This is a genomic window from Streptococcus infantis, from assembly GCF_047463175.1.
Classification (GTDB): Bacteria; Bacillota; Bacilli; order Lactobacillales; family Streptococcaceae; genus Streptococcus; species Streptococcus infantis_AC.
Genome location: NZ_JASHEJ010000003.1, coordinates 260417 through 280340 on the forward strand (window position 1 = coordinate 260417; position 19924 = coordinate 280340).

13 protein-coding genes are annotated in these 19924 nt (G+C 39.5%); 1 reads left to right on the forward strand and 12 read right to left on the reverse strand.

Annotated features, from left to right (window positions below; all coding sequences use genetic code 11):
• Positions 1 to 8: 8 nt before the first annotated feature.
• The 9 genes from QM859_RS07530 to hisS form a co-directional block, all read right to left on the reverse strand.
• On the reverse strand, positions 9 to 710 hold the full coding sequence (locus QM859_RS07530; protein ID WP_414262652.1) for a DUF3169 family protein: 702 nt from the start codon (positions 708 to 710) through the stop codon (positions 9 to 11).
• A 14-nt stretch (positions 711 to 724) separates the two neighbouring features.
• Positions 725 to 1075, reverse strand: a complete 351-nt coding sequence (locus tag QM859_RS07535; RefSeq protein ID WP_414262654.1) for a PspC domain-containing protein — start codon at positions 1073 to 1075, stop codon at positions 725 to 727.
• A complete protein-coding gene (locus QM859_RS07540; protein WP_414262655.1) occupies positions 1072 to 1275 on the reverse strand; it encodes a hypothetical protein in 204 nt (67 codons plus the stop codon). Before QM859_RS07540 ends, QM859_RS07535 begins: the two co-directional genes overlap by 4 nt.
• A complete protein-coding gene (locus tag QM859_RS07545) occupies positions 1275 to 1478 on the reverse strand; it encodes a helix-turn-helix transcriptional regulator (protein WP_414262656.1) in 204 nt (67 codons plus the stop codon). Before QM859_RS07545 ends, QM859_RS07540 begins: the two co-directional genes overlap by 1 nt.
• A 209-nt stretch (positions 1479 to 1687) precedes the next feature.
• Complete coding sequence (gene pgfM1, locus QM859_RS07550; protein WP_414262657.1) at positions 1688 to 4621, reverse strand: glycosyltransferase PgfM1; 2934 nt, start codon at positions 4619 to 4621, stop codon at positions 1688 to 1690.
• A 22-nt stretch (positions 4622 to 4643) separates the two neighbouring features.
• Complete coding sequence (pgfS, locus tag QM859_RS07555) at positions 4644 to 5603, reverse strand: glycosyltransferase PgfS (protein ID WP_414262658.1); 960 nt, start codon at positions 5601 to 5603, stop codon at positions 4644 to 4646.
• 77 nt (positions 5604 to 5680) lie between these two features.
• Positions 5681 to 7648: an Ig-like domain-containing protein gene (locus QM859_RS07560; RefSeq protein ID WP_414262659.1), complete on the reverse strand. Its 1968-nt coding sequence runs from the start codon at positions 7646 to 7648 to the stop codon at positions 5681 to 5683.
• Positions 7649 to 7793: 145 nt separating this feature from the next.
• Positions 7794 to 14366, reverse strand: a complete 6573-nt coding sequence (locus QM859_RS07565; RefSeq protein WP_414262660.1) for a G5 domain-containing protein — start codon at positions 14364 to 14366, stop codon at positions 7794 to 7796.
• A gap of 273 nt (positions 14367 to 14639) precedes the next feature.
• Positions 14640 to 15917, reverse strand: a complete 1278-nt coding sequence (hisS, locus tag QM859_RS07570; protein WP_414262661.1) for a histidine--tRNA ligase — start codon at positions 15915 to 15917, stop codon at positions 14640 to 14642.
• Positions 15918 to 16113: 196 nt separating this feature from the next.
• On the opposite strand from hisS, the gene QM859_RS07575 reads away from it, so the two are divergent.
• Positions 16114 to 16686 (forward strand): MptD family putative ECF transporter S component, encoded by a 573-nt coding sequence (locus QM859_RS07575; RefSeq protein WP_414262662.1) that lies wholly within the window; start codon positions 16114 to 16116, stop codon positions 16684 to 16686.
• A gap of 21 nt (positions 16687 to 16707) precedes the next feature.
• On the opposite strand, the gene QM859_RS07580 is transcribed toward QM859_RS07575, so the two are convergent.
• The 3 genes from QM859_RS07580 to QM859_RS07590 are packed head-to-tail and all read right to left on the reverse strand — an operon-like array spanning position 16708 to position 19829.
• Positions 16708 to 17400, reverse strand: coding sequence for a methionine ABC transporter permease (locus QM859_RS07580; protein WP_373076139.1), 693 nt, complete (start codon positions 17398 to 17400; stop codon positions 16708 to 16710).
• A complete protein-coding gene (locus QM859_RS07585) occupies positions 17384 to 18463 on the reverse strand; it encodes a methionine ABC transporter ATP-binding protein (protein WP_414262663.1) in 1080 nt (359 codons plus the stop codon). The genes QM859_RS07580 and QM859_RS07585 overlap by 17 nt, the downstream gene beginning before the upstream one ends.
• Complete coding sequence (locus tag QM859_RS07590) at positions 18456 to 19829, reverse strand: M20 family metallopeptidase (protein WP_414262664.1); 1374 nt, start codon at positions 19827 to 19829, stop codon at positions 18456 to 18458. Before QM859_RS07590 ends, QM859_RS07585 begins: the two co-directional genes overlap by 8 nt.
• Positions 19830 to 19924: the final 95 nt, after the last annotated feature.

Below are 19924 nucleotides of genomic sequence, written 5' to 3' on the forward strand. Positions count from 1 at the left end.
ATATTCTCCTATTTGAAATAACGTTTTGTTTTGCGCAATTGTGCGACATTGGTATACAAATGGATGACAACTGCCACAAGCAGAGCAACCAACTGTACTTGACCTAATACTAAAGATAGAACTACTAGAACAACATAGATACCAGGAATGAGGATCTGATTGACCTTGAACAAGATCAAGTAAGCTTCTTCCATTTCAGCCTGTTTTTCTCCCTCATCATAAGTATCAAGGTAGTCCAAAACTTCCTTAGGCGTCGCCGTAACAGAAAGTTTGTAGTTACGAATCTTGCTGGTGATTTTTAGACAGTAAGCACCAGCCCAGATACCTAAAACTATCAAAAGTAAGGATGCTGCTGATGCGCCTAAACCTCCCAAATCTATCAGTAGGCAGGAAAGCATACTAATTTGGCAAACATTCCAAGCTACTGTAGCATAATCTAAGAAGCGATACGTAGCAAGGTAGTCTTGCTCATTTCCTTCATCCTCTTCCTCTCTTTGATAATTCTGATAAGCCTGATGACTTTTTCTAGTGAAATAAAAGGTTAGAATCACCGTAAGCATCCCTAAACCAAGAAAGAATGATTTCAAGGCAACGACTACTTGCTCTTGACTGATACCTAAAGGATTAACACCAAGGAAACCAGTAAATATTCCTAATAAAGCACTTGCAAGAAAAATCTTCAGTGCAAAAATGATTTGTTTCTTTTCCATCTTTAAACCTCTTTCTAAAACAAGCCAAATAACCACTGACCAAAGGCTTTACCTGATTCAAAAATAGCGGTCAAGCCTTCTGTTCCAAGTGACACCAAAATCAAACAAACAGCAAGTAAGAGAATAGCTTGATTTCTAGCTTTTTTTGCTCCATCTCCCAAGGGTTCATTCCCAAGCCAACCTGCTAGATAGGCATAGAGAGTTACTATTATAATCCCAATCTCCGTAGAAGATAGAAACAACAAGACTGTCACCAAACGAACGATATTGGCTTGAATGTTAAAATAATTTCCTAAACCTGCACAAACACCGGCAAGTTCTTTGTTCTCAGTATCGACTTGAAAACCTGCTAAAAACTCTTTCATAACTTTTCTCCTTTTACAACTTCTAAACCTTTTGATTTCTTTTCAATCCATTCAACTACTGGTATGAGGGCAAAGTAAAGCCAAAAAGATTGCTCACCTTGATACAGATTAAACCAGCCTAAGTCTGTCCCGATAATTAGAAACACGCCCACCAATAGAGCTACAAGTGCTACATAATAGATCACTCTGTACTTGTTCATCATTCATCCTCCTCTAAGCGGAAGACCGACTCAACTGGCTCATGGAATATCTGAGCAATATTTAGAGCAATGACGATGGATGGAGTATATTCATCCCGCTCAAGCAAGCTGATGGTTTGCCTGGACACGCCAGCTAGTTTGGCCAGCTCTGTTTGATTCAGGCCATCGCGAGCCCGAAGCTCTTTTAGACGATTTTTTAGCATGTCTTTTTTCTCCTTTGTTCTTATCTTGATTTTATTGTAACACATCTTTTTATTTTTGACAAGCATATTTGTCAAAAAGTTTAATATTTTTGTCATTTTGCAAAAGAAAAAGGTCAGGGATGGTATCCTGACCGAAAAACTTGCAGAACACCATAAGTAAAAATCCCCCTAGAAACCAGCTTCTACCACTAGCTACTAAGGGGCTTTTATTAATCAAGAGATTCTTCTTGTTCTTTATATTTAAGTCGTGTGAAATAAAGAATAATGACACTAATAATTGTTATTACCGTACCAATAAATCTGCCCTTTTGTGAGAAGACAAATTCAACTTTATGTTGTCCAGAAGTAATTGGGAAAGATAAGAAACTATTCCATGCTTTTGAAGTTGGAACATCCTTTCCGTCCACTTTTACTTTCCAACTTTCGCTATACGGAAGCGAAGTCATCATGAATTTGCTATCATCTGTAATATCTACAGATCCAACGATATGAGTATTCGAAAACTTCTCAACTTGTAAACCTTGAGCTTTTCGATTCTCCAATACCTTTTGAATTTGATTAACATCTGCACGATAAACTCCTGCTTGGGAAAGATCTACCTTATCTGTTTTAAAGCGAAATTCTAAGATACTTTCTTTTCCTGCCGCATTATCTGCAAACTGCCAAAGTTGACGTTGCGTGTTTCTCTTAGAATGAGTGAACCATTTCCCATTTAACAATACTGAATATTCTTTTTCCGAATTTAGAGAGGCTGGCACAAAGAAGTAATAAGTCAAATCTGTTTGAGGAGTAATTCGATAGCGGACAATTGCTTCCTTACTGGAATCTTCACGTTTATAGACCGCCGTACCCTTTTCTTTATTTACATCTTCCGCTACTAGATTCTCAGTTTCGACTTCCCCATATGCCAGAGGTTTAAAGTATTCAAAATAATTTTCCTGATCTTTTTGAACACCCTCCATGGAGTTAAGAATGATATTTTGGTTTTTTACAGCATTATTCGTTCCAAAATTTATATTTCTAACTAAAGCATTTGTTCCAAAGGCAATCGGGAATGAATTAGGATTTTTATAAACTAGGTAACGTTCATCTTCATAAACTTTTTCAGTGAAATAACGATTCATATCGTAACGACTAGCAAAGCGAGTAAAATACATTTTATCAGGATGAGCGTCTTTCTCCTTTTGATCGATATCCTTAACATCCATGTAATAACGAATACCATACAAGGCATCTGTTAAAGGAGTACCATTCTCATATTCAGTTGCCGCATTGATTCCTTGATCTCCCATAAAAGCAAATTGGTCCATAGTTGTTCGCTCTAAACTTGAACTAAAGGTGCTCAATCCTGGATACCCAATAAGAGATGGTGTTGTTCGTGAATAGGCAAAAGTACTAGCAATACGATAGAAGGGTTGATCTGCATTTTCTTGAACGCTATCTGTCACACGTTTAACAGAAACCGTTGCATCTACAAATTTATCAACATCTGCGTAACCCAAAGTCACTTGTGAAAGATATGCATTATAGCCAAGCTCAAAAATAGTTAAGGCCGACAGCACAAGAACTGATAAGCGATTTATTCTTGGGCGCAATAAAACAAGTACAGCTAGATAAATAATTAAAGTCAAAATTACTCGTGAGAAAAGATATCCTGATTGTAGCAATCCGACCAAGACAAGAATAATTCCCGTTGCAATGACCAGTATCATTTTTTTTTCTTTACTTGTTTTAAAAGAACGATCCCAGTATAGATAAAATCCAACAACTATTCCAGTTATTAAGAGAACTATAAAGATAACAAAATGATTTGCGATAAATTTAGTCAAGACTTCAGGTTGTTTTTTTGGTAGGTAGGTGAAATCTTTTGTGTAGAGATAAATTGCTGATAAGATTAATACTGCAATTGACAACAATTTCCCTTGACGAGTGACTTCAATTTTCTCCTTCAATACTTGATAGGCAAGAATTAGCATAAAGAAAGAGAAAATCCATGAAAAGCGGAAGAAAAATCCAGCAGGATTTTGTCCCATATGCCAAATTTTACTGACAAATTCATTCACAAAGGAAGTTAAAAAGATAAGAGTAACAACTCCAGCAGCTATTTTTCTTTCCTTGAGCATTTTATTTGAAACAAAGAACAAGATAAAGCCAATAAAACCAAGAGATCCAATATAGATATTTGGTAAATTTGGACCAGCTGACCAACCTGAAGTATTATCAAATCCTCCAATAGATAGTTTTGACAAAATATCTAGAGGATTGATTTGAAAAGCAAAGGAGAATGTCATCGCACCACCCACTTGTCCTTTACTTTCAAGTAAGTTAAAAAATACTGGAACCAATATAATCGAAGCCATTGCTACTCCAAGTATAGAGTAGATAAAAAACTTCCATAAGGGTTGAAGATAATATTTTAATTTTTGTTTCCAATCACCCTCATTTGCAAGACGAGGTGAAACATAATAACAAGCATATAAGACGATAAAAATCGAAGTCATATAGCCCATGTAGAATTGTAGTAATACCGTTATACCTAATACAAAAGCATAGGGATATGGAGCTTCGCCCTCCAATAATTGCTCCAAATACACGATAACGATAGGAAGCATAATCATGGCATCATAAAAAATGACATTCATTTGATAAGATACCAGCATCCCCGAAAGAGCATAAGCAGTCGCAAATAAAGGGACCATCCAACGCTTAGACTCTGCTCCTTTATACCGTTTAATTAGTAAGTGTGCTAGAGAAAGTCCGATTGCTCCATATCTGAGCCAAATGGTCAAAAATACTGCTAAGGCATAGTGTTTGAAAGGGATAATAATATAAAAAATATTAAAGGGACTCATCAAGTAATAAGCAAGAACACCTATCATATCCCCACCGAGAGATTTGGTAAAGGAATAAGTCAGGCTACTTAGATTACCAGTAAGCACCGCATTCTTAAGCAAGCCAAAAAAACTAATGTACTGTTGACCAAAATCAACTGCCATCAGACTTTTATTTCCAAAGGGATAACTACCCATGAAAAACCAGACAACTAACATGATTGTCATCGGTAGTAAGGCACTTAGCGCATAAAGAACACCTTTAGGATGCTTTTCATTTAATTCTCGCCATCGCGTTAACCAATTTTTCATTATTGATTTCTCCTAAATGATTTTAACCAATTTTATCTTTTTCAGCTTGTATAATATTACTTTTAGCTACAATAAAGTGAGGACGATTCTTCACTTCATAGTAAATTTTACCAATATACTCTCCGAGTATTCCAATAAAGATTAACTGAACACTACTAAAAAGAACAATGGCAGCTATTGTTGTGAAGTAGCCACTTGTATATTCAGAAGCAAAGATAACTTTAAAAAATTCAAAAATTATATAAAAAAGAGAAAGAGCCATACTGATAAATCCAAATTGAATACAAATCCTCAAAGGACGATCATTAAAAGAAATGATTCCTTGAACAGCATAGTTCATAGATTTCTTAAAACCAAATTTACTCTTTCCTGCTTTACGAACTTCATTTTTGTACGAAATAACTTTTTCTTTAAAACCAATCCATTCGTAAAGTCCTTTGTTAAATCGATTATATTCTGGAAGTGAGACAAATACATCAACCGCCCTCTTGCTTAATAGACGCAACTCAGATTTACCATCTGTTAGTTGAACATCCATGGAGTGATTTGAAAATGCGTAAAAACAGCGTGCAAAAAAACTACCTATCACAGACTCACCTTCACGGCTTCTCTGACCACTCACAATATCATATCCTTCTTTATAAGCTTCTACAAAGAGAGGAATCAAGTATGGTGGATGCTGCAAATCTCCATCCATTACCATGACAGCATCACCAGTAGCATATTTAAATCCTGCAAGAATTCCACTTTCACGGCCAAAGTTTCGACTAAAGCTAATATACTTGACACGGTGATTTTCTTTGGCAATAGTATCAATTAGCTCCAAGGTCTTATCGCGACTCCCATCATCGATATAAAGAATTTCATAGTCAGATAGCTCCTCTGATATGAGCATGCTATCTAATTTCTCAGAAATGGCTTTATGAGTTTGAGATAGAACTAATTCTTCGTTTAAAAGGGTAATTAGAATTGATAGTTTCATCTAAATGCTCCATAGTCTTTATACTTTTAAAAAGGAGAGAGCACTGCTCTCTCCTCTCTAAAGAAACTCATCTAATATTATTTAGAAAATTTACGTTTCATTACTACAGTACCTGACAAGATTACCACACCTGCCAACACAAGTGTTGCTCCTGTAGCTTCACCAGTAAATGGAAGACCAGGTTTATCTTCTGTTGTTGTAACAGAAGGTGCTGGTTTTTCAGAAGTTCCTTCTGTTGTCTCAGATGTTTCTTCTGATGTTTCTTCTGTTGTTGTACTTGTTGGACCATCATTAGGAACATATGGTGTTGGTGGTGTTGTAGGTTCCGGCGTGGTTGTTGGACCATCATTAGGAACGTATGGTGTTGGTGGTGTTGTAGTTTCCGGTGTAGTTGTTGTTTCTTTGTCGTTTTGGTTTTCAGGAGTCACTGTAGTTTCAGTAACAACCGGCTCTTCTGTTGTTGTCGTCGTTGTTGAAGTAGTGCTTGGCTCTTCTGACGTTGTTGTCGTCGTTGTTGAAGTAGTGCTTGGCTCTTCTGACGTTGTTGTCGTCGTTGTTGAAGTAGTGCTTGGCTCTTCTGACGTTGTTGTCGTCGTTGTTGAAGTAGTGCTTGGCTCTTCTGACGTTGTGGTTGTCGTTGAAGTTGTGGTTGGCTCCTCTGACGTTGTGGTTGTCGTTGAAGTTGTGGTTGACTCTTCTGACGTTGTGGTTGTCGTTGAAGTTGTGGTTGACTCTTCTGACGTTGTGGTTGTCGTTGAAGTTGTGGTTGACTCTTCTGACGTTGTGGTTGTCGTCGTTGAAGTTGTTGTTGGCTCTTCTGACGTTGTGGTTGTCGTTGAAGTTGTGGTTGACTCTTCTGACGTTGTGGTTGTCGTTGAAGTTGTTGTTGACTCTTCTGACGTTGTGGTTGTCGTTGAAGTTGTTGTTGGCTCCTCTGACGTTGTGGTTGTCGTTGAAGTTGTTGTTGGCTCCTCTGACGTTGTGGTTGTCGTTGAAGTTGTTGTTGACTCCGTTGTTGTTGTCGTCGTTGTAGTAGTTGAAGTTGTAGTTTCCCCTTCACCTTCACCAGACGCAGTGTAGATAAGTGTTTTAGCAGGGTAGCTACGTTCCTTAGGGAAGTTTTTCGCTGTCCATTTAACTACGTTATTAACTACATCACCTTTTTTCTTAGTTTCAGTCAACTCAGTAGTGTATTCAATGTAGATTGGCCATTTGTAGTTGTCCCCAAAGTTAAAAGTAAATCCAGTAATCTTACCTTCTGCATTTTTTGTAAATACAGCTTTTTTAGTGAAGTTGTCTGTTGGATCAAGTTTGGTAAGTTGCTCTTCACTTTCGATAGCTTTTGGTTGTGTTGCATAACGAACAGCACGAAGCGTTTTTTCTATCAATACTTGCCCGTCAGCAAGCTCATCTTTAATTTGCAGCCCATTCAATTGGTCTTGACCAGCGTTCAAGATCACACGCCATTTGATTTGTTTAGGATTTTGTGGGTCTTGGTATCCATACTTGTATTCGTATTGACCAATTGCAGTAGAATCTGGATCATATGTCAAATTATAAGTTTGCTCACCATACTTGAATGTTTGTGGTCCTGACTTAGTAACATTCTCCGCATTAATAACAATATCATATTTCAATGACATTCTCTTGTTTTGTGGGTTTTTAGAGAAATAGTCAGTGAACGTTACTGTAGTTTTACCAGTAGTTGGGTCAGCAACTGCATTACCAATGATTTCAGACCCATTTTTGATTGGAAATTCTGACTTAACTGGCCAGTTCAATGCTTTTGGCAACTCAAGAACAAGTGTATCACCTGCATTGATTGCTTGAGAATCTGGGAAAGTAATGCTGTTTGTAGCCTCCATGGCTTGGCCTCTACCTACTTTTGTATCAGCAGTAATTGGTTTGCCATCAAGGGTAATACTAGTGTTGTTAGTATAGTTTGTAACTTCAGCACCAAAGACTGTCGTCAATGTTACCAATGAAAGAACAAAGATACTTACAAACGCCAAGAGACGTGTTACGCTCTTTTGTGAAATCTTCATCACAATAAACTCCTTTAATTTAATCAGACATATCATAGCATTTTTTAAATCCTTTTACAAGCACTTTAAAGGTTTTTTTAAAAGATTTTTGTTTTTTTTTGCTAGAAATATTCTTTTTTTCTATCGTTTTATACGAATTTTGTATTTAACAGTCGTCTTTTTTCTCTTTAATGCCGACCATTGTTAAGAACATCATCAAGATTCCAAGTAGGCTAATCCACCAGTTTGACTGGTCTCCAGTCTCTGGCAAGAGCTGATCTTGGACAACTGGCGCTTCAGCTGTTTGTGGTTCTTGAGCTGAAACTGCTACTGGCTTCATTTCCTCCTCCTGTTTAGGAGTTGGAACTGCTGGGATAACCTTATCGGCTGGTGCCATTGGTTTTGATTTGGGTTTCAATTCTGGCTTCTCAACCAGTGGTTGAAACTCAGGGGTGTGAGCCTGTGGTTTTTCAACCAGTGTTCCGATTTCAATAATCTCTGTTTGTGGTTCTTCTAAGACTTCTGAGCCAATCAATTCTTTCTTGATCACAACTCCATCCTGAAGAGTCAAACGATAAACATATTGACGTTTGCCAGGTTTTCCTTTTTGTAGAAGTATAGTAGTTCCTTGGGCTAACTTAGGATTTTCAACTATTTGTTTCTCAAAGTCAATCTCTTCTACTTGGATGTTTTCTTCTATAATAGAAGAAACTTGCTTGGTTCCGATCTCAGTGATCTCTGCTTGTGGTTTTTCTAGGATTTCTGAGCGAATCAATTCTTTCTTGATTACAACTCCATCCTCAAGAGTCAAGCGATACACATCTTGTCGTCTACCTGCCTTGCCTTCTTGTAAAACATTCACAGTTCCTTTTGCTAGCTCTGCATTTTCAACTGTTTGTTTCTCAAAGGCTACTTCTTCTACTTGGATGAGTTCTTCTGTTGTAATAGTAGGGACTCGTTTTGTTCCTACTAAAATAACACGATTTACTGCTTTTCGGATTACTTTCGTATCAACCAATGTTGCAGAACGTTCTTCATCATTGAAGTAGTATTTTTCAAAAGTCTTATGGATCAGCCCATCTTGGCCTTCTTGGAAGACTCTAGTTTCACCTTCTGGCAAGCTATCGTCATTGCGATATTCAGTTTCATGAGTAATAACTTCATCCTCAGTTACCAAGACTGTACGCTCAACTCCAGCACCCACTACAAGAACTTGATTGACAGGTTGAGTCGTAATCACAGTTCTTAGATACTCACGTTGAGTTTCTTTGCCATTGACGTAGGTTACTTGATAGTAGTCTGTTTGAGTTCCTTCTTGACCTTCTACTTCGACCAGACGATAGCTAGTAGGCTTAGACTTGTCTTCGCGAATGATAGTGTTGTAAGGAATTGCACTTGTTGTGCTGATTTCCCTAGTTTCAGTCACTTGAGAACCGATATGGATGATCTGTTCGAGGGCTGGAGTCAACTCCTTGACGCTAATCAAATCAGTCTTGACCAAAATTCCATCTTTATAAGTTAGTTGATAAACTTTTTCTACTTGGCCAGGACGACCTTCTTGAACAAGCTTACGTTCACCCTTCGGCAAGTTTTCATCAATGACAGTAACAGTTCTAAAGTTAGTCTCTTCGATTCGTGTATCCTGTTTCACTTTAATGTTTGGAACATGTTTTGTTCCTACTAAAATGATTGTCGGGACTGCTTCTCTGACAACTTTACTTTCAATTAATCTTGAAGAACGTTCTTCGTCATTGAAGTATTGCTTCTCGATTGTCTTATGGATTAGACCATCTTGACCTTCTTGGATAATCTTCGTTTCACCTTCTGGAAGAGTGTCATCATTACGGAATTCCGTTGGACTTGTGATTCTCTCTTCTTGAATTTCGAAGATTGTACGTTCAATACCAGAACCTTCAACTAGGACTTTATTGACAGGTTGAGTTGTAATGACAGTTCTGAGGTGTTCACGCTTGGTTTCCTTACCATTGACATACGTTACTTGATAGTAATCTGTTTGAGTTCCCTCTTGGCCCTCTACTTCAACAAAACTGTATCCAACTGGCTTGGTCTTATCCTTACGGATAATAACATTATATGGAATTGGACTTGTTGCGTTGATTTCCTTAGTTTCAGTGACTTGAGTACCGATATGGATAATCTCATCTTGAACTTTTTGAACTTCCTTGCTACTGATCAAGTCTGTCTTAATCAAGACTCCGTCTTTGTAGGTTAGTTGGTAAACTTTCTCAATGAGACCAGTTCGACCCACTTGAACTACCTTAGTTTGACCTTTTGGTAGGTCTGGATCCTCAATCTTTTGAGTCTTATAGGCAATCTTCTCAGTTTGAATATCCTGCTCTACCTTGATAGTTGGCACGTGTTTTGTACCTACTAAGATGATAGTAGGAGTTGCTTCTTTGATTAGTTTGCTGTCTACTAATTTCGTAGAGCGCAATTCATCATTAAAGTATCGTTTTTCAATCGTCTTACGAAGAAGTCCTTCTTCACCGACTTGGGTAATCTTCGTTTCACCTTCTGGAAGAGTATCGTCATTGCGGTACTCAGTTGTGCTTGTAATCTTTTCTTCTTGAATTTCAAAGAGGGCACGTTCTACTCCGGCACCTTCGACAATCACCTTGTCAACAGCTTCTTTAACGACTGTTGTCTTGAGATGTTCGCGTTTTGTTTCAGTACCATTGATGTAGGTTACTTTATAGAGGTCTGTCTTCTCACCGTCTTGACCTTCTGCCTCAGTCACTCGGTAGCCGATTGGCTTCGTGGTGTCTTTACGAACCTTAATGGTAAATGGAATTCGACTTGTCTCGCTTGCTTCTCTAATTTCTTTGATACGAGTTCCAACTTGGATGATCTCATCTACTGGATCTGTAGTAATGTTAGATTCTACAAATGAACGAGATGTCTCTTCTCCATTCACTTTCGTTACAGAGTAACGATTTGTTTTCTGACCTTTCTTACCTGGTTGGATAACCTTAGTTGTTCCTGCAGGAAGTTGGTCTGAAAACTCTTTGAAAGTATTGTAATCGATTGATTCTGTCTCATCTATAAGCTCAGTTGTTTCCACAATAGGTGTCGCATTTCCGACACGAACGACACGGTTGACTGCATCTGTAATCTTATGTTCAGAAACGATGGTACGACCGATTTCTTTACCATTTCGATAGCTTACCAAGAAAGTACGGATAATTTGTCCAGGACTTCCTTCTTCGTCGACAACACTTTCTCCTGCCGGAAGTGTATTGTCAGAAACATAAACTGTCTTGAACGGAACATCAACCTGCTCATCCAAAGTACGTTCTGTCATCTTAGAAGTACCGATTACTGTGATTTCGTCTACAGCTTTTGGATCCTCAACTTTTGAGATTTCTTTACGAGCAACTTCTACATCGTCCTCATAGGTCACTTCATAAGTTGTTGTGATGGTACCAGGAGATCCGACTTGAGTAATCTTGCTGTAGCCTTCTGGTTGGGTTTCATCTTTTTCGATAACCTTGTTGTAGTCTTTTTCTTCGACAACAACTACGGATCTGATTGATACAACCACACCTAGACCTTTAACAACAATCTTGTTCTTCTTCTCTTTTAGGGTGTTTTCATTGACTAAGCTACGGTCAACAAGTTCATCATTGAGGTAGGTAAGTTTATATTGACTTTCAATACGACCTTTCTCACCGTCTTGACGGACTTCTTCGTAACCTTTTGGTTTCGTATAGTCATATTCAACCACAGTTTCAAAGTCTACATCTTTGATTTCAGTAGTGTATTCTACTTTTTCTACTGCACTACCAACTGTGATAATGCGTTTGACTGGTTGGTCAATCACTGTTTCAGACGTCAAAGTCTTACCGGCTTCCTTACCATTCAGTTTTCTGATTTGATAAGTCTTTTCAACAGAACCATTCTTACCAGCTTGATTTTCAAATTGATAAGTTTTTGGTTTTGTTGGGTCAGTTCTAATTTCTGTTTCGTATGCAACAGTTTCTTTCTCAGTAACAGTCTCAAATGTTTCTGTCGCTGTACCAATCAAGACGATTTCTCTCGTAGGCTCTTGAATTACTTCCTCAGATTCAATCTGACGACCTACAATTGTATCACCAACTTTGGTAATCTTATAAACATTAACTTTCTTACCAGGTACACCTTTTTGTACAGTTTCTTTAAATCCGATAGGAAGTTCATCTGTCTCACGAGTTTCGATGATGTACTCTGTCGTTGTTGTTGTACGAAGTGTTTCAACCGTTTTATCACCAACGATATCTACTGGAGCTAGTGGCTTCCCATCTAGAGTATTACGTCCAAGGAAGACATTATTACTCTTAGCATTTAAGTTCACCCAATCACCATTGTATAGTCTAAAGAAACCATTCTTGTTTGGTGTGTCGGCGATGAATTTATTGTCTGTAGCTGTTACTTTAACAGTGTCGTTTAGACGGTTGATACCAAAGAAAGCTTGCATTATGTCTTTGATAACCCTACCGTCCGTTTTACGGGTAACATCATAACGTTGCCACGGCTCATTGTCTTTATACTTAAAGGTATTGCTATTGACATCAATAGAAGCTGCGTTTGTGCTTTCAATAGCGACCGCATTCTTCCATCTTGATTTGATTTTCGATACAGTCAACTCATTGTTGTCAATATTGATACTTCCTCTAGTTTTGGTAAATGGTACTTTTGTAACCTTGTTGACACGTTTACCAGTTGTACGGTCAATAACACTTGCTACATAAGTTGTATCATCATTGATGTAAATCGGTAACTGCTTGATGTCATCTACTTCAATCTTGTTTCTTGAAATAGTGATGTCACCTGAACCGCCACCTTCAACACCTCTAGATGCTTGAGCAGTATTGTTGTTGACAGAGATGATATAGTCTGTCGAATCACCAGTGATGGTGTTTCCTTCAATGTTTAGACTATAATCGTTTGAACTTTCGTTGTTTCTAAAGAGAATACCAAACGTTCCTAGTTGTCCATTTTCAAATGGTTTTGTCAAACCTTCAATGGTGTTATTTGAAATGACGTAACGACCTTTATCAAGAGGTTTGGTCCATTTATGGTTTTTCTCATTTGTCAGGATAGAGATGGCTGTGTAACCACGGTAACGAGCTGGATCATCATCATCGTTTTCCAACTTAGAGTTTGGATCTTGTGTTACCTTGTTGTTACGAATAATGACATCTGTCATTGGATTGGCACGGTTATAAACCTCAATACCATTCAAACGGTCTCCAAGTGAGACGTTATTTTCGATGAGGATTTTATTCCCGTCGTGAATATCCAAGCCTTTACGGTAGTTGTAGTTTGTATAGTTTCCAGTATAGGTAATGCCATCATTATAAGACCCTGCCATTGAGGCAGCACCATATCCAGTACCACCGTCCAACACATGACCGTTGTATGACAAGATATTATTGTCTACCACAAAATTACGTTGGTAACCGAACATAACACCAGCAACACGGTTGTTATGAAGGAAAGAGTTGGTTACCTTGTTACCGTCCATGATAGGAACATCTGGATCTCCAATAGACTTGACTTCATTTGAAACCTTTTCAGAGATACTGCTATAACGGATTGGCTTCCCGCTAGCATCATACTCTTGAGCAGTCGCCTTACTTGAACTAAAGAAGACACCGGCTCTGTTGAATTTCATAGCACGAACGTCATTGATCGTAACATTTGAAGAATCATTTACGTAGATCCCGTTTGAACGTCCAAAGTAAGATTTTCCTTTACGGTAAAACTCATTATCCTTAGTGTAGTCTGATGAATCATAGGTATGTTCAACAGTCAAGCGACCTACAGTAAAGTCCTTCTGATTTTGAATGAGGATTGCAGACTCGTAACGGTTATCCGTCAAGTTTGTTTCAGGATCGTGCTCTCCATCTTGTTTTTTGTTGAACAAGATTTTTGTATTGTTACGACTTGGACCACTACCAATCAAACCTTTTACATTGGCATAGTTCTCATCGATAACCAAGGTTTTCTTCAAGAGGACATTCCCTGAAACCATTACGGCAGCTCCACCCTCAACCTCATTGGCTGCTTTCAGAGCTTTTTGAAGAGCATCACTTGCTTCAACCTTACCAGTTGTATCTAATCCGAAATCCGTAGCCTTTACATACTTACCGTATGTTGCATCTTCATATACTTTTGTATTGCTAGTAGCAGCTCTTCTACGACGAGCTCTAGGAGCTGCTGATTCATCTTTAGGAGCTTTCGGTTCCTCTTTAGGAGTCGTTACCCCCTCTTGAGGTGTCTCTGACAACTTTTTCAGTTCTTCTTCAGGTGTTGTTTCAGCTGCTGGTTTTTCTACCTTAGGCTGTTCTGCTTTTGGCTGCTCAGTTGTTGGTTGCTCTTGGACAGGTTGTTCCGCTTTTGGTTGTTCTGCTACTGGTTTTTCTTCAGCAACTTCCTTCTCAGCAGGAGACTTGTCTACTTCCTTTTCTGCCACTTCCGTTGTAGAAGTAGAGTTTTCCGGCGTTAAAGCTGCAGGCTTTCCCTCATTAGCAACCGGCTCTTTCTTATCATTAGCAGTGGCTTCACTCTTTTGATTTGAGTTCTTATTTAATGAAGTGTCTTTTTCATCCTGATTTTGAACAACCGTATTTTTTGAAAAATCAATTGTATCAGCTTTGACATGCACTTGACCTAATTGGAAGGTAGTTAAAATCCCAATTGTCAATAGTGAATATTTTGTTGATTTTTTAATATTCATTTCCTTTTCTCCAAACTCTCATTTAGCCATCATCTCTTTATAAGATTTGAATTATGCATAAATATTTCCACCACACCTAAATTAGGGCGCAAAATATTTATTCTATACTATTCAATAATACAGTGATAGAGGGCGAAAGTCAATAAATTTTAACCAAAATTTTTATTTATCCAACTAATACTTTTCGTTTATGATTTTTTCTAAAATTTGTGTCTTTTTGGTACTTTTTATTCAAAAAAGCTAGGAGTTTTTTCCTAGCTTTTTTGGGTTCTTTTATACCAACTTTTCAAATATTTCTGAGAAATTTTTGCTAATAGTTTCAAGCGAAACTTCTACTTCCTCTCGAGTTTGGTTGTTCTTAACCTTGACTTGTCCACTTTCGACTTCACTCTCTCCTAGAGTGATAAGAGTCTTAGCTCCAAAAACATCGGCTGACTTAAACTGAGCTTTGAGTTTACGGTTGAGGTAATCACGCTCTGCTTTGAAGCCTTGTTGGCGAAGAGCTTGTACCAACTCCAAAGCCTTCAGATTAGCCTCTTCACCAAGGACAGCAATATAGACGTCGAGAGCGTTTTCGATAGGTAGGGCCACCCCTTGTTTTTCAAGGACTAAAAGAAGACGCTCTACACCAAGTCCAAAGCCAAAGCCAGCAGTCTCAGGACCCCCGAAGTAAGCAACCAAGCCATCGTAGCGACCACCTGCACAGACTGTCAAGTCATTGCCCTCAATCTCTGTGATAAACTCAAAGATGGTGTGGTTGTAGTAGTCCAGACCACGCACCATATTGGTATCGATGATATAGTCTACTCCGAGATTTTCCAACATCTGGCGAACAGCATCAAAGTGGGCTTGGCTTTCTTCATCCAGGTAATCCAAGATAGATGGTGCATTCTCCACGGCCACCTTGTCTTCTTTTTCCTTCGAGTCCAAGACACGAAGAGGATTTTCCTCCAAACGACGTTGGCTATCCTTAGACAAGCTATCTTTGAGCGGTGTTAAGTAGTCAATCAAGGCTTGACGGTAGGCTGTACGGCTCTCAGGATTTCCAAGAGTGTTGAGGTGTAGTTTGACACCTTGAACACCAATTGTTTTCAAGAAGTGAGCTGCCATAGCGATAGTTTCTACATCGGTAGCTGGATTGCTAGAGCCAAAGCACTCCACACCAATCTGGTGGAATTGGCGTAAACGACCTGCTTGTGGGCGCTCATAGCGGAACATTGGCCCCATGTAGTAGAACTTGCTTGGTTTTTGAACTTCTGGTGCGAAGAGTTTGTTTTCCACATAAGAACGAACGACTGGAGCAGTTCCTTCTGGACGGAGGGTAATATGGCGATCACCCTTGTCATAGAAATCATACATTTCCTTGGTTACGATATCGGTTGTGTCTCCAATAGAACGACTGATGACTTCATAATGCTCGAAAATAGGAGTACGCACTTCTGCGTAGTTGTAGCGTTTGAAAATTTCACGCGCAAAGCCTTCAACGTACTGCCACTTGGCAGACTCAGCAGGTAAAATATCCTGCGTTCCTTTTGGTTTTTGTAATTTCATAGAGAATCCTCTTTCTAACTTAATAGTCCTATTTTACCATAAATAAAGGGATTGGGACAGTCAGAGGAGTAAAGAAATAGCTTTAGTCTATTCCTTTTTCATCTAGTTTACGGACAAATAGCAAATGTAGGCCAGCATTTACAATCTGCCACAAGCATGGTACAATGAAAACCATCAGATATACGAAGGAGAATTTATGAAAAAGAATATCTTGACAACTCTTGTGGCTGCCCTTGTCTACTTTCTCTGTATCGGAGTGGGGGTTCTACTAGGAAGCCTTGTCGACCATACTGGAAATATGTTTTACGCCCCTGCCTTTTCTGCTCTTGTGGGTGGTAGCGTCTATATGATCCTTTTAGCAAAGGTTCCTCGCTTTGGAGCGATTACAACGATTGGGCTCGTTATCTCTCTCTTTTTCCTCGGGAGCAAGCATGGTGCTGGAGCTTTTCTGCCAGGGATTATCTGCGGGCTTGCAGCAGATGGAATCGCACACTTAGGACATTACAAGGATAAGGTCAAGAACCTTCTCTCCTTCCTAGTATTTGCTTTTGGAACTACTGGTCCCATCCTACTTATGTGGATAACCCCTCAAGCTTATATAGCCACTCTAATCGCTCGTGGAAAATCTCAGGACTATATCGATCGCATTATGGTTGCACCGAATCCTGCTAATATCCTCCTCTTTATCACAAGTATTCTCATCGGCGCTTTACTTGGTGCCCTGATTGGACAAACAATTAGTAAAAAATTAGCACATAAAACATCATAAAAAAGAGCCAACTGGCTCTTTTTATTTATGACTTAATTTCTTGGTCAAAAAGTCTCCCAAGAACTGAATTGTAAAGATAATCAGGATAATGATGAGAGTCGCAAGGACTGTTACATCATGATTGAAACGGTTAAATCCATAGGCGATAGCTACGTTACCGATACCACCTGCTCCGACCGCTCCCGCCATAGCTGTTTCACCGACAAGGGAAATCAAGGTTACAGTTGTCACACGGATCAAGTCTGGTAGACCTTCTGATAGGTAAACACCTACGATGTCCCAGAAAGTAGCTCCGCTAGCTTGAGCTGCCTCGATGACACCACCATCTAGCTCAGCCAATACCACCTGTACTTGACGGGCAAAGAAGGCAAAGACTGCAAAAGATAGGGGTACAATAGCCGCATTTGGTCCGATACTTGTCCCTACGATTAGATGAGAGAAGGGTGACAAGACAGCCAAGAGAATGATAAATGGCACCGCACGGAAGATAGAGGTAATCTTGTCTAAAATCCAGAAAACAACTTTATTTTCCAAGACACCACCTGGAGCTGTCAAGACAAGGAAAAGTCCTGCAACCAGCCCTAGGAAACCTCCGATGATAAAGGAAAGAACCGTCATATAAAGGGTCAAGTAGATTGCTGTTCCCCAGCCAGCCTGACCAGACCAACCCATCTTATAGACGTTTGGTAAGTATGTTTTAATCAATTCTGCCATCTTGCTGTCCTCCCTTCAATACTTTTAGTTGCACACCAGCTTGACGAATAGCTTCTTGCGCCTCTGCAAGAGCTTCTTTTTCTCCTGATAAGACAACTACTAATTCACCAACAGGGGTGCCGTCAAGAATCTCAATATTCCCGTAAAGGATATTGGCTGTGACTTGATAATGTTTGTATAATTCATTCAAAAGCGGCTCATCTGTAGAGGCTCCTGCATACTTGAGTTGCACCAAGAGGCTACTCTCAGATAGGTGTTCCACAATTTCCTGCTGCTCGATTTTGTCCATGGCTTCATCAATTCCAGTAGCTGTTGAAATGAAGTCCTGGGTCAATGGTTGTTTAGGATCTGAGAAGATCTCAAGAACACTACCCTCTTCAATCAAACGTCCATCCTGCATCACTGCTACGCGGTTAGCAATATCTTTGACAATCTGCATTTCATGCGTGATTAAGACAATGGTCAAGCCTAATTTTTGGTTTAAATCTTTAAGCAAAGCTAAAATCTGCTTGGTTGTCTTAGGGTCTAGGGCAGAAGTTGACTCGTCTGAAATCAAGATTTTTGGATCATTGGCCAAAGCACGCGCAATAGCCACACGTTGTTTTTGTCCCCCAGATAGTTGAGACGGATAGTTTTCAGCACGGTCTGCTAGGCCAACCAATTCCAATAATTCAGCAACTTTGGCTTTCTTTTCATCCTTACTGAGTCCTGAGTGTTTAAGTGCAAAAGCCACGTTTTCCTCAGCTGTTTTTTGACTCATCAGGTTAAAGTGTTGAAAAATCATCCCAATATCTTGACGTTTATGGCGTAATTGCTCTGCTGTCAAGGTCACCTTGCCATCAAAAATCACATCATCATCAATGGTAATTCTACCTGCAGATGGTTTTTGCAAAAGGTTAATCACACGAACTAGGGTTGATTTCCCTGCTCCAGAATATCCAACGATTCCGTAGATATCCCCTTCTTGGATGTGAATGGTCACATCCTTGACCGCTGTGATGATTCTTTTCTTTTGGTGGAAAGTCACATCAATCTGGTCTAACTTGATAATGTCTCTACTCATAACTTCTAATCAGCTCCTCTACTAATTCAATATGGGTGTAATAGTCGGCGATTCGCACATTTTCGTCTCCACCATGGTCTCGACTATTAGCATTTCCTAGACCAAAGGCAACCATCGGTACTTCTAAGGCATCGAATACCGTATGCATAGGACCTGTCCCTGCAGTTGTCGGTAAGACAGATACGCCCTGTGGATAGAATTTCTTGGCCAGCTCAATAACATTGAGAATGGCCGGCGCACTCATGTCACTTCGATAGCTCATCTCACCCAAAGTATAGTACAATTCTACCTTATCAAAGCCGTTTTTGTCTAGTTGTTTCCGGATTTTCTCCAAAACATCATGGGGTTCAAGCCCTGGAATCAAACGGACTTCTAGCTTGGCACTAGCCTCAGCCGGCAAAATCGTTTTAACTCCTTGCCCTTGATAGCCAGACTGAATTCCTTCGATATTGAGCGCTGGTTCAAAGAAGAATCGTTTGAGAAAGGCTGTACGTTCCTCTTGTAAAAGAGGCAATTCCAAGCCATAAATCTGGCTGATCTCCTCTGGGTTGCGTTGGGCATAGGTTTCAACCAAGGCCAACTCACGTTCATTAGGCTCCTGCACATCATCGTACAAGCCCTCGACTAAAATACTTCCATCTGCAGCTCGCAAACTGGTCAAAGCTTGAATGAGATACCAGGGAGCTGACTCTACAATTCCGCCGTAGCTAGAGTGGATATCCACATCGGCACTCTTAACCTTGGCATCAAAGGTCACAATCCCCTTGTTCCCACCAGAGATTTCTAGCTGTTCCAAGGCATTTTTGGTTCCTTGTTCCCAGACTAACAAATCCGCACCACGAAGCTTATCCGCGTGTTTTTCTAGATATTTGTCCAAGTCCATAGAAGCAGACTCTTCAGCTCCTTCCATGATGAAACTGATATTGACTGGTAGATCATCATGATGCTGCATGTATTTTCTAAGAGCACTCAAGCGGGCAGTGATATGCCCCTTGTCATCATCAACCCCGCGTCCATACATAATGCCATCACGCACAGAGAGCGTAAATGGATCCTCTGTCCAAACTTGATCACCATCTGCTGGTACTGTGTCATAGTGGTTGTAGAAAATGATAGTCTTGGCATTTGGGCGTGAACTTTTAAAATGCGCCATGACAAAAGGTGCTGTATAGCTCTCGTCAATCTCGATCTCTGCACCTACGCGCTTGAAGATTTCGCCTAGATAACGAGCCACCTCTTTCAGGCCAACTTGTTGGGCAAAGACTGATTTTTTAGAAATCAAGGTACGCAAAACTTCAAAGTAATGCTGCGCTACATGATCCTTTTCAAACTTTTCAATTTGCTCTTCTTGGCTAGGGAAAACCATTTTCTCTCTACCTTTCTACTAGGACTTGTACCTTTAGAATCAATACAAGTGGATGTTCCTTTTCTTTAGTCTCTATATAAAAGCAAGAGGTGGAA

Bases quoted from the DNA above. Each gene is read 5' to 3' on its own strand.
- QM859_RS07535 (WP_414262654.1), bottom strand. From the start codon at position 1,075: ATGAAAGAGTTTTTAGCAGGTTTTCAAGTCGATACTGAGAACAAAGAA.
- hisS (WP_414262661.1), bottom strand. From the start codon at position 15,917: ATGAAATTACAAAAACCAAAAGGAACGCAGGATATTTTACCTGCTGAG.
- QM859_RS07530 (WP_414262652.1), bottom strand. From the start codon at position 710: ATGGAAAAGAAACAAATCATTTTTGCACTGAAGATTTTTCTTGCAAGT.
- QM859_RS07580 (WP_373076139.1), bottom strand. From the start codon at position 17,400: ATGGCAGAATTGATTAAAACATACTTACCAAACGTCTATAAGATGGGT.
- QM859_RS07575 (WP_414262662.1), top strand. From the start codon at position 16,114: ATGAAAAAGAATATCTTGACAACTCTTGTGGCTGCCCTTGTCTACTTT.
- QM859_RS07585 (WP_414262663.1), bottom strand. From the start codon at position 18,463: ATGAGTAGAGACATTATCAAGTTAGACCAGATTGATGTGACTTTCCAC.
- pgfS (WP_414262658.1), bottom strand. From the start codon at position 5,603: ATGAAACTATCAATTCTAATTACCCTTTTAAACGAAGAATTAGTTCTA.
- QM859_RS07545 (WP_414262656.1), bottom strand. From the start codon at position 1,478: ATGCTAAAAAATCGTCTAAAAGAGCTTCGGGCTCGCGATGGCCTGAAT.
- QM859_RS07565 (WP_414262660.1), bottom strand. From the start codon at position 14,366: ATGAATATTAAAAAATCAACAAAATATTCACTATTGACAATTGGGATT.
- QM859_RS07560 (WP_414262659.1), bottom strand. From the start codon at position 7,648: ATGAAGATTTCACAAAAGAGCGTAACACGTCTCTTGGCGTTTGTAAGT.
- QM859_RS07540 (WP_414262655.1), bottom strand. From the start codon at position 1,275: ATGAACAAGTACAGAGTGATCTATTATGTAGCACTTGTAGCTCTATTG.
- pgfM1 (WP_414262657.1), bottom strand. From the start codon at position 4,621: ATGAAAAATTGGTTAACGCGATGGCGAGAATTAAATGAAAAGCATCCT.
- QM859_RS07590 (WP_414262664.1), bottom strand. From the start codon at position 19,829: ATGGTTTTCCCTAGCCAAGAAGAGCAAATTGAAAAGTTTGAAAAGGAT.